Source organism: Bradyrhizobium sp. USDA 10063, from assembly GCF_054063735.1.
In genome coordinates, this window is sequence record NZ_JBSSGP010000002.1 from 4,025,444 (window position 1) to 4,040,361 (window position 14,918).

14 protein-coding genes and 3 pseudogenes are annotated in these 14,918 nt (G+C 59.4%); 8 read left to right on the plus strand and 9 right to left on the minus strand.

The annotated features are described in order from the left end of the window. The first annotated feature begins 29 nt into the window (after positions 1-29). Both parS and ACVJGD_RS21050 read left to right on the plus strand, forming a co-directional pair. Positions 30-515, plus strand: coding sequence for a type II RES/Xre toxin-antitoxin system antitoxin (gene parS, locus ACVJGD_RS21045; RefSeq protein ID WP_456636131.1), 486 nt, complete (start codon positions 30-32; stop codon positions 513-515). After that, the gene (locus ACVJGD_RS21050) at positions 512-1,018 is read left to right on the plus strand and encodes an RES family NAD+ phosphorylase (protein WP_456636132.1); all 507 of its coding nucleotides are present in this window, start codon (positions 512-514) and stop codon (positions 1,016-1,018) included. The genes parS and ACVJGD_RS21050 overlap by 4 nt, the downstream gene beginning before the upstream one ends. Positions 1,019-1,158: 140 nt before the next feature. Here ACVJGD_RS21050 and ACVJGD_RS21055 read toward each other — a convergent pair whose 3' ends face one another. Then, positions 1,159-1,521 carry a hypothetical protein gene (locus ACVJGD_RS21055; protein WP_456636133.1) on the minus strand — a complete coding sequence of 121 codons (363 nt, stop codon included), beginning with the start codon at positions 1,519-1,521 and terminating at the stop codon, positions 1,159-1,161. Positions 1,522-2,427: 906 nt separating this feature from the next. Between ACVJGD_RS21055 and ACVJGD_RS21060 the strand changes: the two genes are divergently transcribed. Continuing rightward, the gene (locus ACVJGD_RS21060) at positions 2,428-3,120 is read left to right on the plus strand and encodes a hypothetical protein (protein WP_456636134.1); all 693 of its coding nucleotides are present in this window, start codon (positions 2,428-2,430) and stop codon (positions 3,118-3,120) included. On the opposite strand, the gene ACVJGD_RS21065 is transcribed toward ACVJGD_RS21060, so the two are convergent. The 5 genes and pseudogenes from ACVJGD_RS21065 to ACVJGD_RS21085 form a co-directional block, all read right to left on the minus strand. Beyond that, entirely contained in the window at positions 3,102-3,362 is a 261-nt protein-coding gene (locus ACVJGD_RS21065) for a hypothetical protein (protein WP_456636135.1), read from the minus strand. The two genes, ACVJGD_RS21060 and ACVJGD_RS21065, sit on opposite strands and share 19 nt — an antisense overlap. Before the next feature lie 37 nt (positions 3,363-3,399). Beyond that, the gene (locus ACVJGD_RS21070; RefSeq protein ID WP_456636136.1) at positions 3,400-3,534 is read right to left on the minus strand and encodes a hypothetical protein; all 135 of its coding nucleotides are present in this window, start codon (positions 3,532-3,534) and stop codon (positions 3,400-3,402) included. Next, complete coding sequence (locus tag ACVJGD_RS21075) at positions 3,535-3,789, minus strand: type II toxin-antitoxin system VapC family toxin (RefSeq protein WP_456636137.1); 255 nt, start codon at positions 3,787-3,789, stop codon at positions 3,535-3,537. Further along, positions 3,770-4,051: an AbrB/MazE/SpoVT family DNA-binding domain-containing protein gene (locus ACVJGD_RS21080; RefSeq protein ID WP_456636138.1), complete on the minus strand. Its 282-nt coding sequence runs from the start codon at positions 4,049-4,051 to the stop codon at positions 3,770-3,772. The genes ACVJGD_RS21075 and ACVJGD_RS21080 overlap by 20 nt, the downstream gene beginning before the upstream one ends. Positions 4,052-4,458: 407 nt before the next feature. Further along, positions 4,459-5,816, minus strand: a pseudogene (locus ACVJGD_RS21085) (transposase). Positions 5,817-6,411: 595 nt separating this feature from the next. On the opposite strand from ACVJGD_RS21085, the gene ACVJGD_RS21090 reads away from it, so the two are divergent. The 3 genes and pseudogenes from ACVJGD_RS21090 to ACVJGD_RS21100 all read left to right on the plus strand — a co-directional run. Beyond that, positions 6,412-8,034 (plus strand): recombinase family protein, encoded by a 1,623-nt coding sequence (locus tag ACVJGD_RS21090; protein WP_456636139.1) that lies wholly within the window; start codon positions 6,412-6,414, stop codon positions 8,032-8,034. A gap of 150 nt (positions 8,035-8,184) precedes the next feature. Beyond that, positions 8,185-8,577, plus strand: coding sequence for a hypothetical protein (locus tag ACVJGD_RS21095; RefSeq protein ID WP_456636140.1), 393 nt, complete (start codon positions 8,185-8,187; stop codon positions 8,575-8,577). Between the two features lie 338 nt (positions 8,578-8,915). After that, positions 8,916-9,767 (plus strand): annotated as a pseudogene (locus tag ACVJGD_RS21100) (IS5 family transposase); the annotation flags it as partial. Here ACVJGD_RS21100 and ACVJGD_RS21105 read toward each other — a convergent pair. Then, a complete protein-coding gene (locus tag ACVJGD_RS21105; RefSeq protein ID WP_456636141.1) occupies positions 9,719-10,399 on the minus strand; it encodes a nuclease-related domain-containing protein in 681 nt (226 codons plus the stop codon). The pseudogene ACVJGD_RS21100 and the gene ACVJGD_RS21105 sit on opposite strands and share 49 nt — an antisense overlap. A 955-nt stretch (positions 10,400-11,354) precedes the next feature. Here ACVJGD_RS21105 and ACVJGD_RS21110 point away from each other — a divergent pair. Both ACVJGD_RS21110 and ACVJGD_RS21115 read left to right on the plus strand, forming a co-directional pair. Next, complete coding sequence (locus tag ACVJGD_RS21110; RefSeq protein ID WP_456636142.1) at positions 11,355-13,283, plus strand: acyltransferase family protein; 1,929 nt, start codon at positions 11,355-11,357, stop codon at positions 13,281-13,283. After that, positions 13,276-13,533 (plus strand): hypothetical protein, encoded by a 258-nt coding sequence (locus ACVJGD_RS21115; RefSeq protein WP_456636143.1) that lies wholly within the window; start codon positions 13,276-13,278, stop codon positions 13,531-13,533. Before ACVJGD_RS21110 ends, ACVJGD_RS21115 begins: the two co-directional genes overlap by 8 nt. Before the next feature lie 323 nt (positions 13,534-13,856). Here the strand turns inward: ACVJGD_RS21115 and ACVJGD_RS21120 are convergent. Together ACVJGD_RS21120 and ACVJGD_RS21125 are read right to left on the minus strand one after the other, a co-directional pair. Continuing rightward, a pseudogene (locus ACVJGD_RS21120) lies at positions 13,857-14,341 on the minus strand (RES family NAD+ phosphorylase). After that, positions 14,338-14,769, minus strand: a complete 432-nt coding sequence (locus tag ACVJGD_RS21125) for an antitoxin Xre-like helix-turn-helix domain-containing protein (protein WP_456640326.1) — start codon at positions 14,767-14,769, stop codon at positions 14,338-14,340. The pseudogene ACVJGD_RS21120 and the gene ACVJGD_RS21125 overlap by 4 nt, the downstream one beginning before the upstream one ends. Positions 14,770-14,918 lie beyond the last annotated feature (149 nt).

Here is a 14,918-nt window from a genome sequence, read left to right on the forward strand (position 1 = left end):
ATATAAAACGACACGTGACGGAGGTTGCAATGCCGAATCCAAAAACCGACCAACCCGAGCCGGTCGAGAAGGCACGGCTGGCTGCAGTAGCCAGCCTGCTTGGGGCGCCATCCACCCTTCGAAAGGTGCCGCGGAGCCCGCTGGAAGCGCATGAGATGCTTCTGAGCGGCCTGCCGTCCAGAGCGCTGTCGCACCTGGTTCAGAACCTGGTGTTTCTCCGCTGGGATGACTCGTTCACCAAGGCGATTGGAATAAGTCATCGCACCTACCAACGCCACGTCTCCGCGGGAGCCAGGCCACTGAGCCCCGAGCAGAGCGGGCGAACATGGAAGCTCGCAGAAGTCCTGGCGAAAGCGACTTCCATTCTGGGCTCCAAGGACGAAGCCGAGCAGTGGTTGGAACGCCCGGCCATGGGCTTGAACCAGCACAAACCGATCGAGCTGTTGGCAACGCCGGCCGGCGTCGAACTGGTGGAAGAGTTCCTCGCTCGACTTGAGTACGGTGTCTACGCGTGACGCCATTGCCTGGGGCGCTCGGCGGCGCCGAGCTCGTCGCTTGGCGGTTGCACCAAGCGACGTACGCGTCCACGTGGGACAGCGGTGAGGGAGCCTTTCTGGTCGGCGGCCGCTGGAACAGCCGAGGACTTCGGGCCGTGTACTGCTCGGTCGATCCCGCTACCGCGATTCTGGAGGTCGCAGTCCACAAGGGCTTCAGGGCGCTCGACACGGTCCCCCACGTACTCACCGCCGTCACGGTAGACCCGACAAGCGTGTTCGTGGTCGACCCGACAATGATTCCCAACCCGAATTGGCTTCGGCCCGGCATCCCCAGCGCCGGACAGCAAGCATTCGGCGACGATCTCCTTGCCAGACATAGGGTCGTGCTAATTCCGAGCGTCGTGTCGACCGCGAGCTGGAAGCTGATGTTTGTCGGCTCAAATGCCGTCGGCTCCTACAAGCTAAAGTCGCAGGAGCCGTTCGCACTCGATCCTCGCCTGCACCCTCCGGCCAAGCCCTAGCGTCAACGGTTGCGATCTCTCAGCCCATGGGCGGAGCCTCAAGGATGCGCGTTTCCCAGTGATTCCTTACAATCGGCAAGATTGCAAGTGTCGGCCCTCGCCTCTGGAGGCGACGTTTCCACGGACGACAGGAGCTTCCGCTATCTCTTTGGGCCGACCATGATGTGTACGGCGTGCGGATTGCCGTTGACGGAGGTGTACGGAGCCTCGCGGGCGTCGATGCCGATTTGGTTCAGGGCCAGGATCAATGCCTCGGCCGCCGGCAGCAAGGCTTGTCGCTGGTTCGGGTCGATTTCGATCTCCACGTTCTGAGCTAGGGCGGCCCCGGAAATGGGGCGGTGGCTGCGCCGGATAGCGGAGGCGTTTGCGGGCGCGGCCCAATCGATCTGTTGCCAGCCGGCGGCATGAAGGGCCTCTTCGATGTCCCACAGGATGTCGCCGATCTCTCGTTCGAAATGGCTCATGGCGGTGTCGAAGACCGTCCCGGCGAATGGACGCGTCAAGCCTGTGAGCTCGGCTCGCTGCGGACCGATCACATGACGCCTTGTCGTGCGGAACGCGACGAGGTCCTCCTCCGCGGAAGCGGCTCGATTGAGTGCCGCCGCGAGCTTTGCGTCGTTCTCGGCCTCCGCTTCTCTGGACGCAATGATCGTCCCGCGGATGCAGAAATACTCGATCGCGAGCCCGATGCCGATGAGAGCGTTCGCCAGAATAGAAAGCCAGAACTTCGCCTCGCCCGGGTGGTATTCGAATTAGGACTTTGCAGTGGCTGACGATCTGCTCAACGACACGAAGACCTACCCGCGAATGGCACACTGGTTCGATCTGGTGCTGTTGCTCCAGCCCAAGGCCACTCGGCAGGCCTATGCGAACCAACTGCGACAGCCCTACGCATGGGCGGCTCCCGATCCCGACAAGAAGAACGACGAAGGCAGGCCGCTGCTCGCGATTCCCGGCAACCACGATTGCTACGACTGTCTCGTCCTCTCCTCGCGCTCTTCTGTAAGGAGAAGCCGTGGCATGTCGGAGCGTGGCGGTCCTACAGCGCCGAAGCTACTTCGCCGTCCGCTTGACCGAGACCTGGTGGCTCTGGGCGACCGACATACAGCTCGCCGACGACATGGACGGGCCGCAGGCGGACTACTTCAAGCACATCGCCGCCGCAATGCCGGAGGGGTCCCGGATCATCCTGTGCAGCGCGGAGCCCGGCTGGCTGTACACCGACAGCAACTGCAAATCCTGGGAGATCATGGAGTACGCGGCCGGCATCGCGACGAACGCCAGGCGGGGACACACAATTCCGGTTCTGCTACAGCCGCTAGGTCGGCAAGGAAGGCCGTCAGTGCGTCACCTGGGGTGGCGGGGGCGCCTTCCTCCATCCGACGCACCAGCTCGAGCGGGAAGTCTCGGTGAATTTCGTCGGTCACCGCGAGGAACTGACGCTCGGCACCATGCCGGATCCCGAAGACCCGAAGAAGACGGCGGCCGCGGCGTACCCGTCGTTCTCGACGAGCAGATCGCTGGCGCTGCGGAACGTAGTCTTCGCGTTCACCAACTGGGACTTCTCGCTGCTGATGGGCGGAATCTACTTCCTTTTCGCGGCGCTGATCTCTCTGCGGGACCGCCCCGACGTCTACGCGCTGATCGCCGCGGTGTTTGGCGCCTCGCTGATTGGCTACACCATTAAGCAGGAGGTCTCCAACAAGTTCAAGATCTGGAGCACGGCCGCCGTACACGCGGCCGCCCACGTCGTCGTCCTCGTCTGCGCGGCGCTACGCCATCGCGTTCGACAACGCGCATTTCGCCTGGAGTGGCGAATGGCGGGAGGTCTGGAAATGGTTCGGCCTTCTGCCCGTCGGCTTTCTCGTCGGGAGTACGCTGTTCGGACTGAACATGCTGATCACGTGCCTTCGGTTCGGGGAGCGTTCGAAAATCAACCGCAACAAATTTGCGACAAGTTCAGGACTTGGACGATGCTTGATTTCAAATTGGTATTGCGGACTCGTGGCCGAGGAGTGATCCACATCAACGCAGCACCAGAGCATGTGCTTGGGATCCAGATTAATAATGATAAAATGAGTGACTACAACAGAGATCCATAAATAGCGACTGACGCCTGGTTTTGATCGTCGCTCGACTGAAGAGATTGAACAGAGGATTGCTTTTGTTGAGCAAGAGCTAATTCGCAAAATCTCGACTGCCGCAGACGAGTTGCGCCAGGAAATCCGGAAGACCGGCTGATTTCGGATGCGCTGGACCGCACGGCGAGATGGTCGAATAAACCTCCCTTAGTCATCTTGCGGCGGCTGTTGTTGATATGACTGTTTTCGCCGACGTCGATCAAAGGATGCTCGTTTTCCGTGCGCTGCGCGTGCCCGGTGTCAGGGCGCCCGTACCTTGACGCCGCCGAGGGTGTTGGCGGCTTTGGCGAAATTCTGGTCAAAGCTGATGAAGGCCTCGCAGCCTTCCGCTTTGGCTAGATGCAGGCCGTCTGCAAAATCCAAACCCCGCCGCATCTAGGTCAACGCCTTGGCCGCGGCGGTTGCATCTTCCAGAGTCGCGCGCGGCAGTCCGGCGAAGTCGGAGAGGGCCTTGGCGCGCTGGGCCGCGGAAAACCCATATACACTCCGCAGCACCCACTCGGTCTCTAGCAGGACTGTGGTGCAGACGAAGACGTCGTTGTTATCGATCAGCCTTCGTGCCCGGGCAGCCTGTCCGGGATCATCACCCACCAGATAGCGCACGATGAGATTAGTATCGATTGCGAGCATACCGCCGCTTCGCCTCGGCGGCGATCCCTGCTTCCATATCCGCGATCGACTTTGCCGGCCCCTTGTACGGCAGGGAGCCGAATACGTCTTTCGGCCGGGTGGGCGCAAAGGCGGGCATCGCCTTCAGCAATACGCCCTCGGGGGTATTCTCCACAATCAGTTCCGTTCCGGCAGGCCAGTGCCGCTGTTCCCGGATAGCCTTAGGCAATATCACCTGGCCCTTGGTCGAGACGGTGGTCGTCAGTTTCTGTTTGGCGGACATGGCGGCTTCGTTGGTAAGACGAAAGTAAGATAGGAGGGCTTCGGCGGGATGGCAAGAGTGGCCGTCCAGCTGCTAGTCTAGGGGACGTACTTTGCTCCCGCGGCCGCCTATCCGGTCTGAGGAGACGTCGAATCCAATGGTGCGATTTCAACGACTTGCGGGTGAGCTAGGGGACGTACTTTGCCGCGGCGCTGCACCGTTGCAGCCGTGGGCAAAGTTGGTCCCCTATAAGTTGGTCCCCTAATCGGGGCAAAGTAGGTCCCCTAGCCTGAAACACATTAAGCCCCGCCAGCGATGGCAGGGCTTTTATTTCGGATGTTGATGGGGTGGGGACGATGACGATCGATCCGAGCGATGTCCGCTTTAGGTCGACGAACCGACCTCCCAGAGGTCAAAGGCACCGCCAGCTACGGGCCAATAGCTCCGTCGCGACGTGGCCGAACTGCTCTACCGACCCTATGCGAGCCTCGGGTAGGCATCGGGATCAGCTTGGCCATCTTTCGAAGGTTCTGGGCGGTGGCTGCGAGGATGAACTCGTCGCGCGCGCCGTTTGGACCTCGTAAACGCAAACGGTCGAGCTTGAGAATGCGCTTGAGGTGCGCGAACAACATCTCGATTTTCTTGCGGAGCCGGCGCGAGGTGCCTCCCTCCCACGATCTCGCGATCTGGCGCGCCATGTCGCGAGCGCCCTCGTAGATCGAGCGCGGCACTCTCCGTGAAGCCTGCTTGGGGCAACACCGAGCCTTCAATGCGCATCGATCACAATCGCGCTTGCTGGCGAGGTAAAGCACGGTGGCACCATCATTCACCAACGTTCCGGTCGTGGTAAGAACTTTGCCACCTGGGCAACGATAGATGTCCCCAGCATGGTCATAGGTGAAGTCGTCGCGCGAGAAGATCCCGTCTGTGCGGGCCGACTTGCCAGGCGAGCATCTCGGCCGAGCCATAGCCGCTGTCACCGAGGAGCCGGCTCCGATAGAGATCAAACCGCTCCAGCGAGCGCTCAATCATGCGCTTAGCGGCCAATACCTCCGCCTGCCGGATTGCCGTCGTTGCCTCAACATCGACGATGATCGCGTTCTCGATGTCGACCAGATAGTTCGTCGAATGGGCGAAAAACGCTTGGCCGCCGTGCGCCCCCGTCCAGCGCGCCGCCGGATCGGAGGGTGATACGAACTTCGGGGTAACCTCGGTCGCGGCTCCGAAAGCGGCATCATCGAGGACAGCCAGATACTCATCGATTGCTCGGCCGGCAGCCTCCGGCGGAAGTCCCTTATCGCCCTCGATCCCCTTCTGCCGATTGGCATCGGCCTTGATTAGGCTCGCATCGACTGCAAATCCTTCACCGCCGACCGGTCGTTACTCGATGCAGCGGGGTAGCACGCTCTCGAACACGCGACGGAAGAGGTCGCTGTGCCGGAAGCGGCCATGCCTGTTCTTGGAGAATGTCGAATGATCCGGCACCGCCCCATCCAGACCGAGCCGGCAAAACCACCGGTAGGCCCAAATTGAGGTGAACCTCATCGCACAGGCGCCGCTCCGATCGGATGCCGAAGCAGTAACCGATCAGGAGCATCCGGATCATCAGTTCGGGATCGATCGAAGGCCGACCGATGCTGCTGTAGAAAGGCGCCAGGTCCCGCCGGACCTATTCAAGGTCGACAAACCTGTCGATCAACCGCAGCAAGTGATCAGTCGGGATATGTCTTTCGAGCGAGAACTCATAGAACAACGCAGCCCGTTCGACTTGCCGACGCCCCATCATGATCTTCAGTCCCGCCAACTAGACAGACTGAATCACTGATATCTCTGCGTCGCAACAGCCGCCTTTTTCAACAGAATCGGCCCATCCCGACATTTGCTGCGATTGTACAAAGGAGGTTGGTGCCGGGGCGAACCCGACATCGACGAAAATCGATGAGTACGCGCCCAAATGTCGCCAGGGCCTCATCTTTCCTAAACCTGACCAACCATCCTTGTGGCAGAAAGCGTCGACTTCTCGAGGTGCGGAGCCTCGGCTGCCATACGCACCACACCGTCGCCCTCGATATCATCCGCGGGCTTAAGGCGGCGCCGATCTACGAGCTCAAGCACTACATGTGCTCGGAGAAACGACGGCTCTCCCCTGCGAGCGTAACTACCTGGTGGCCTTGCGGCCAACCACGATCACGGCGCAGAACCCGCCAACCCGTTGTCGGCCGGGCGAACTCTGTTGTCCCTAGCTGATCGGCTGCGCCTCACACCACGGCAAGCCCTAGCGTCTTGCCCGTGCGGCAATTCCCACAAATCTCCGGTTCCAAATTGCTTTGGCGGCTGGATCGGGGCAGAATTACAACCTTAAGGTCGTTTGGGAGGTTGCGATGGACCAACCGTCACCCAAAGCGCCGCAGTTCTGTACCTTGGAAGGGACTCCAGCGGGGCGACAGATCCGCGCCGCGCAATACATGCGGATGTCGACTGACCTTCAAAAATACTCGATTGAGAACCAGGCCGCGGCCATCGCCGCATACGCCATCCAGCGCAACTTTTCGATCGTCCGGAGCTACCAGGATGACGGACGCAGCGGACTTCACATTGACGGACGAGATGCGCTGAAGGAGTTGATCGAAACCGTTCAACGCGGGCGCGCCGATTTCGAAGCGATCCTGGTCTACGACGTCAGCCGCTGGGGACGCTTTCAGAACACCGATGAGAGTGCCTATTACGAATTTATCTGCAGCGAGGCAGGCATCCGGATCCACTACTGCGCCGAGCAATTCGAGAACGATGGAAGCTTGCTGTCCACGATCATCAAGAACATCAAGCGAGCTATGGCGGCCGAGTATTCCAGGGAGCTATCGACTAAGGTTTTCGCTGGACATTGTCGCCTTGTTCGCATGGGGTTCCGACAGGGAGGGCCACCAGGATACGGGCTCAGACGAATGCTGGTGGACGAAAATCGACAGCCCAAAGTGCTGCTGAAGCCCGGCGAACGAAAATGTCTGCAGACAGATCATGTTGTCCTCAGACCGGGTAATTCGCGCGAAGTGAAAGTGGTTCGGCACATCTTTGATCTCTTTGTTCGATGCGGAAAAAGCGAGTCGCAAATCGCGTGCGAACTCAACGCCGACGGCGTCTTGAACCATTGCGGCCGAGCATGGTCAGGCTCTACGGTCCGGAACCTCTTAAGAAACGAGAATTACATCGGCAACAATGTCTATAACCGAATGAACTTGCGTCTCGGGCAAAAAGCCCGACGAAATCCGCCCGACCTTGTGATCAGAGCTCCAGAGGTATTCGAGCCAATCGTCGACAAAAGCATCTTCTTGCAAGCCCAGGAGAAGATCCAGCCGCAACGGCGCCTGCTTCTGACGAGTGACGAGATGCTCAGCCGCCTCAGGACGGTTCTACAAGAAAAAGGTAGACTGAGTCGGACGATCATCGACAAGTCGCCCATTCTGCCAACCAACGACGTCTACGCGTGGCGATTTGGCGGTTTGAAAAATGCTTACAGCCTGATCGGCTACTTTCCTGACGAGAATTTCAGAAACGTCGAGGCCAAACACGCGCTCGTTGAAACATTGTCCGCCGCAGCCGATGAAATCGTTGCTGGAATCGAAAACGCCCGGCAGTGGGCCGCATATGACCCGGCGACGAGCGTCTTAACTGTCAACGGTGCGCTGACCGTTTCGATTTCCATTGCCCGCTGCGTGCGCGATCGCAAGTGGCCTCGCTGGATTTCATCTCGTCGAATTGACTACACACGTGACCTGTATCTTGCGGCAAGAATGAACGAGACCAACAGCAGGATCCTTGACTACCTTCTGCTACCAGCCCCACAGATGCTGGAGTTGAAGCGAATCAGCTTTGCGCAGAAGAAGCTCCGGCAGCTTCGTGATTACCGGATAAAGAACATTGACGGATTGATACAAACCATTCTCGCTCACCAGAAGCATCGCGACGTGCAGCGAACAGTAGTCGGCAAGAACGGAATCGGAAAATAGGACTGTCTGCTGATTGTCGGCCGAATTTTGCAACGGTACCCAAGAGCCATCATCTACGACAAAGGAATCGGTTGGCTCCCTTGCCGCGGCCCTTGCCCTCGCGCCTGAGTTGCTATTGGATGCCGCCCCGGCTGAGGGAGTTTTGATTGCATGCGGGATATATGGGTGCTGGCGCTTTGCGCCGTTTTGGGCGGCTGCGCCGCTTCGAGCCAAGAAGTTGTTACTCGGCTCGGACAGGAATACATCGGACAGAACGTCGATAAGCTTGTGCTCAAATTTGGTCCGCCCAGCAACACGTTCAAGATGAATAGCGGTCAGACCTCGTACAATTGGCAGTTAACATCGGTAACGGACATTGCGGTTGACCGCGGCATCGGCCAGGCGTCAACGCGGTTCTGTAAGGTGAGCGTCATCGCGTCGCCAACCGGCATTGTCCAGCAACTGGATACCGAGGATTCAAACGCAGGCTATGGTCTTCCCGGCGTCATAGGCGTTTACGGGAGTATCTGTGGTCAGCGGCTCGGAATGAGACCGCAGGGTTAGTATTGGCTCGCTCGAGAGACGAGGGCATGACGTCACAACCGTGCGCCCGCAGGCGCCGGTGACCAACATCCGCGATACCGGCTAGTCTCAGCGTAGACTTCCCGCCACCCGCAGCGACCCATCACGTCGCACATCCGAACCTTACCGCCTGCTGCTCGTCGCGCAGCAGTTCGCCGTGAAGAATCTCTCAAGTCCTTGAGCGGGAGTCGATTTTTCTGGGCACAACGGCATTCGAGATTGCCAGCTTTTGGCCCTTGAGACCCCAAGAGCTTGCAATTTCTTTTTTGCGATTCCCTCGAATCGCGGGTCGTGATTCCGTGGTCGTATCGGAGGGGACGATGCGACCCAAGGAACGACGGGACAGCGGACAGGCCGATCTTCTGCGCTCGCGGCTGGACGCGATCATCGACATGAACCATGCGCTGGTGAAGTTGGCGCGGACGATCGACTGGTCGTTCCTCGAGGAACGGTTCGGCGCGGTCTACGAGGACAAGCCGGGCCGGCCGCCGTTGCCGACGCGGCTGATGGCGGGATGGGCCATCCTCAAGCACACCTACGACCTCTCCGATGAGGTGCTGTGCGAACGCTGGGTGGAGAACCCGTATTACCAGTTCTTCTGCGGCGAGGAGTTCTTCCAGCACCGCTTGGTGTTCGACCGCTCCTCGCTGACGCGCTGGCGCCAGCGCACGGGCGAGGAGAAGCTGCAGGCGCTGCTGCAGGAGAGCCTTGCGGTCGCCACCAGGACCGAGGCGATCAAGCCAAGCGACCTCAACCGTGTCATCGTCGACACCACGGTGCAGCCCAAGAACGTGATGTTCCCGACCGATGCCAGGCTTCTCAACCGCGCCCGCGAGATCCTGGTCCGGCTGGCAAAGCGGCAGGGCCTTTCGTTGCGGCAATCCTATGCTCGGGTGGGCAAGTTCGCTCTGATCAAGCACCAGCGCTATGCCCACGCCAAGCAGTTCAAGCGCGCCAACCGGGCCTTGAAGAGGCTCCGAACCTATCTCGGCCGCGTCATCCGCGACATCGCCCGCAAGATCGAAGGCCGCACCGACTGGCTCGGCGAGATTGTCCTTGGACGCATGCTGGCGCTGGCGCGACGGGTGCTGGACCAGAAGCAGCACCAGCGCGGCCCCAAGGTCTACTCACTGCACGCGCCAGAGGTGGAATGCATCGGCAAGGGCAGCGCCCGGTACGGGCCGTAGCGCCGCTTGCCAGGTTTGAAGGGCCCGTTCGAAGCGTTGAAAAAGGTAGCGAAGAACGACCGCCAAGGGCTCCCGGGGGCGGTCAGCGGATTCTGCCGGTCGACGTGCTGAGGCGTTCCGAGAAACGAGGCCCGCGCTTCGGCCGTGCCGATGAAACGCATGAAGTCGTCGAGCATGAACGCGCTGGACTTTTCGTTGTTAACGATCTCGTCCAGCGATGCCGGTCCGCATTGGACGACGATGCCCTGGATGAGCGGAGCACGCAATTTCGCAGACGCACCCGGCTGTTTTTCATTGTGCTCGCGCAGATGGGCCTTGAATGCTTCCAGGACTTTGCGGGCGACGAAGCGGACCTTCCCGACCGGCGAGCCCATGTCGAGTTTGCCATGGTACCAGCGGCCCTCGCCGCAAGTGATTCGTTCTTTCCAGTCCTTCAGGTCGACGAGCAGAACCCTGTCGTCGATGACCATGATGGCATCGATCTCGCGGTATTGTCCGGGTCCGACAGCGACCTCGAGATTCGTGTAGGCGTACCACTCTTGCGGCAGATGCCGAAGCTGTCCCAGACCGTGAATCTCGCGCGCATGGACGCCCTGCCCTTGGATTCTGATGTCCATGCCGCCCCCCAACAGTCGTCCGCAACGCCCTATAGCATTTGCCTGCGGTCGGTAATGCTCCGAATTGCCAATTGCCCGGGGACCACCCTCTGAGCGAATCCCTCGCTGCCAGCGTTCTCAGGAAGCGGCCGATTTTCCATTCGTTCGGACCGGCGCCTTCCGTGCAGAAGATCGCCACGGGCAGACACGCCATGCCGCACCAGCATGTCGAGATCGAACCCCGCCCACGATGGCCAAGCGGCTGTTAGGTGTGGCACATGAGTGCACCATACCGGCACGCTTCAGACATGTCATTTCAGAAGATCGCTTCACTGACATTCAGGAATTGATTTCATCAAGCCATCTCTCGGTGGCAGCTCGCAACAGGCTTGTTCAATACTCGAAGGCTTACAGAAGCGAGCGGCCAGTTGGATCGCGTAGCTTCATTGAGTGGCAGAGAGCAGTTTCTGCCGGTGCATTACAAAAAACGACCGAAGCAACTCGCATGCAGCGAGGCCCTCAACAATCGCCTGGTGCTGCTCCTAGGGCGGCCGAGCAAAATCGACGGTCGGCACCACCATCCTGCCGGTATTGCCATTTGCCGTCCGGCCCTAGGCGTCGCCAAACTTGGCCAACCAACGCTAGCCGGTTGCCACAGACACCGCGGGCGCCGAACAGCGGCAGCTCGCATTGATGCCAAGCAAAATCGCTTGGCCGCGCCAGAAATAGGCGCAAAGCCTCGAACATTGATCTGCTCCCCAGCCGATCGATGGGGAGATCACTAACACTACGGCCGCCGCAGGCACAATCCATCCGCAGCCGGTAGACACCCTACAAACATACCGCTTTCACAGGCGAGATATGTCAATCGTCACTTCGACCCGCGCGCCACGAAGGACCGGCTTGCCCCAAGCTTTTCGCTGTGCAACTTAGGAGCGTTTCACTTCCTTACCGTTCCTCCTGAATTTTCGCCGCGATGAAAAGTCTGTTTCGGGCTGAGATCGTACAGCTCAGAGCACTCGCCGTCTTATGCGTTGTGCTCTTTCACTTAAAGATACCGGGCTTCGAGGGCGGCTTCGTTGGGGTTGACGTATTTTTTGTCATCTCCGGCTACTTGATCACACGCAACATCTTGAACGACCTGAAGCTAGGCAGCTTTTCGTTCGCCGGGTTTTATGTGCGCCGGACCAGGCGCATCTATCCGGCCCTTATCGTCACGGTAATTGCGACCTACTTGGCCGGGGCGCTGTGGTGCGCGCCGCTCATGTTGCTGGATATCGCAAAGGAATGCACCCACGCGCTGTTGTCGATCGCAAATATCCAGTATTGGCGGGAATCACATCAATACTTTGCCCGAAGTTCGGATGAACTGGCCCTACTGCACTTCTGGTCTCTCTCGCTGGAAGAGCAATTCTATCTCGTCTGGCCAGCATTAATTGTGCTCGCGAATAGAAGCCGCCGGCAACGCGAAATCATCCTGCTGGTAACGATCAGCTCTCTCGTTGGCGCATATTTAGTGGGAAGGAGCGATCCGTCAGCGGCATTCTTCCTGATGCCTTTTCGCATTTTTGAGTTTGGCTGCGGCGCTTTGGTGCTGTTTTGGGATAGCGATCATCTCAGCCGGATAACTAAGGAAGTTATTTCTACCCTCGGCCTACTATTCATCGTCGCGAGCGCAATAGTTCTTAGGCCAACGACCCCAAAATTGGAAGTGATGGCCCTCATTCCGTGCCTCGGTGCTGCGGCAACAATTCTTGGCGGGCAGAGTACGGTAATCTCAAGGATTCTTTGGCATCCGCTCGTCGCGGGCATCGGTACCATTTCGTACTCCCTCTACCTGTGCCATTGGCCAATCATTTTCTTCGGCCGCTTTATCTTCGGGGAAAGCGCCGACAGCCCGGCCGGAATCTTGACGATGTTGCTAATCATGCACATCGTCGCAATCGCGATGTACCGCTTCGTCGAGCGTCGCTTCATTCTGCCTCAGGGATTTAGCGTGAGCGCATGGAAGAATGCTTTCCAGTTTGGAGGCATCGTCCTCCCGCTCGTCGCTGTCACACATCTGACGTTCGTCTCCAAGGGCTTTGATTGGAGATTGTCCGAAACGCAGACCGAGCACGCAACCATTAACGGGCCATCGTTGGCCAAAGATATTGCGGCGTTGGATGGACCTGTAACGTTCCTTCTTGCTGGCGATTCACACTCGGAACACTACAGCAGAGGACTCGAGCCGCTCATGAGGCGAATGGGCATTCGCATGGAGCTAGTCGGCAGTGCCGGCTGCCCAATCCTGGAGGGTGTAGCCCTGAAATCCCGCCGGAGGGAAGACTGTATCAGAGCACGAGATCAAGCTATCGCGCGAATGAGAGACAATCGCCTCCCGATGATCTTTGTCCAGCGGTGGGATCTCTATGATGATGCGAGCATCGAATACCAAGGGATGGCGGACGGCACCGATAGCGAAGCGTCTTACTTTAAGCTGGAGCGCGCGCTTGAGCGCACCCTTGGAACGGCAGTTGAACAACACCGGATCTTGCTGATCGGCGCCCAAGTCGAAGCAAGCTGCGAGATAAATCGTCCCCGGCTATTGCAGGGACCTCTGCCTCATGCGCCTCTGATTCCATGTCCTCCCTCGAGCAAGGAAAGCGTCGAGCGTTCGGGTGCCAAAGTAAACGAAATGCTTTCTCGTGTTCAGGCGAAATGGCCGGATCGTATCGAACTGCTCAGGCCCGTTGATTATTTCTGCGATACGGATTGCCCGGTCGTCTCTGGCGGTGCTTGGCTCTATTGGGACCGAACTCACTTCAGCTTTGCGGGCTCGCGCTACATGGTTGAACGAGCTGCAAAGCCATTCACTAGGTTTCTTGAGCTAAGTGTACCTCAGAATATAGAGAAAGATGGTTGAAAGCCGCATAGGGCGGCCGGTCACCTCTCCCACATTGATCGGCGCGAACCTCTTCGCGTTCGAGCTCAACCTCCCCCGCATCCTTGTCGTCAAGGTCGGCAACAGCCCCACGCGTGTGGAAAAGCGGCTGGCGAGGAAAAGGCAGGCACCGCTCCTAGGCCAACAACTCAGGCGCGGCGTAGCAGAGCGGCGCCTAACCACGCCGGCGTCCAGTCTTCAAGTCTTCAAAATCGGGAAGGCGCTCGAATGACCTTGGACGCAAATCGACACGCTTTGCTCCCAGTGACACAAGCTTTGCCAATTTTTGACAGTCACTGTGGCGCGTCCTGCATTCGGATCTCGACGTCTTGCGCTGCGCTGACGAATGTCGCGGACCAGCGTCGAGCCCGTTCTGGTCTAAAACGGGAGGGCGAAGACCCCACAAGCTCGGTCCGGTCTACCCAGAAAGCTGAGGATCTGGCGAAGTCTCGGCCTTAGGGGGTGCACCTTGCTCACTAGCTCGCACTTGGTCGCCGAGTCCCGGAATCCGTCTCTGTCGCGCTCGCTGGCCCAGGGGTTGCGGTCAGCCGCAGTCTAGGCGCCGAACAGCCGGCGATCCCAAAACACCGGCTCGTGCAGGGTCGTGGTGATGTGACGGAATTCAGGGTGGGCGGGATTGATCAGCATGTTGTGGTCAACCCGCGCGACGACGCTCGGCACCATCAAGATGAGACTCCTCTTTTCGAGATACTAGGCCTCGCCAAAACGCTTGCTGACCGTTGCCGGCATCTGGTCCCAGCCGGGGAGTGAGGGGGGGTGAAAAGACCTCGTAGGTCATTCCACGTGGAATGGTAATGGTGATGAAATGCTGGTTCGGCGGCAGCGCGCCGCTGCCGATGCACCAGCTTCTCGAGCAGAGCCGTGGAATAATGCTCGCTTGCATAGATCATCGGGCTGCCGATGGTGTTCCAGCGCCCGGGCGCGATCGTCGAGCCTGTCGCGTCGAAGATGGGATAAGCGCCGGCAGGGTCGCCAATGCGAAAACACGTTAGGCCGCGATCGAGAATCTGTGCCGTCACGCGGCCGTGCCGTATTTCAGACGGCCGAGAATATCGATGACCAACTCGGCCCCGAATTCGCTTTGGATCACGACGTCGATGGGCCGCTTGTCCTCGATCATGGGATGCGGCCGGAACAGAAAGTCGCGGGCGGCAGCTTCCGCTTGCCAGACCTCAAGCGCCAGTGCCCAAACGCGGGCGACGCGGGCGAGCCGTCCGCCTTCCTCCGCGGAAAGCTTGTGCGCAGCCTTGCGGCGCTCATAGGTTGCCTTGGGAACGAGCCGGTATTTGAATTGAGCGTCGTCTGGCGCCAGGAGGCGCGCAACCCGGTCCAGGGCCGCCACGGGCAGACCGCCCTCGATCCGGGTGATCAGTGCGAAAGGCGAGTCGGACAGCCGCTGTTTGGTGCCCAAGCCCAACACATCCGCCACATTGCTGAAAGCGAGCATCATCGTCTCCATCCTCACATGAGGCGAAACATAGTCTCACTTGGGGCTTCCGACAAGGGGTGGTTCGACGCCGCGGCTTTCTCAGGCCGGGCTTTCAGGTCCTCGTCTCAGTCGCTGGACGCGGGCGCAACCGGGCGAAGTCGCATCGT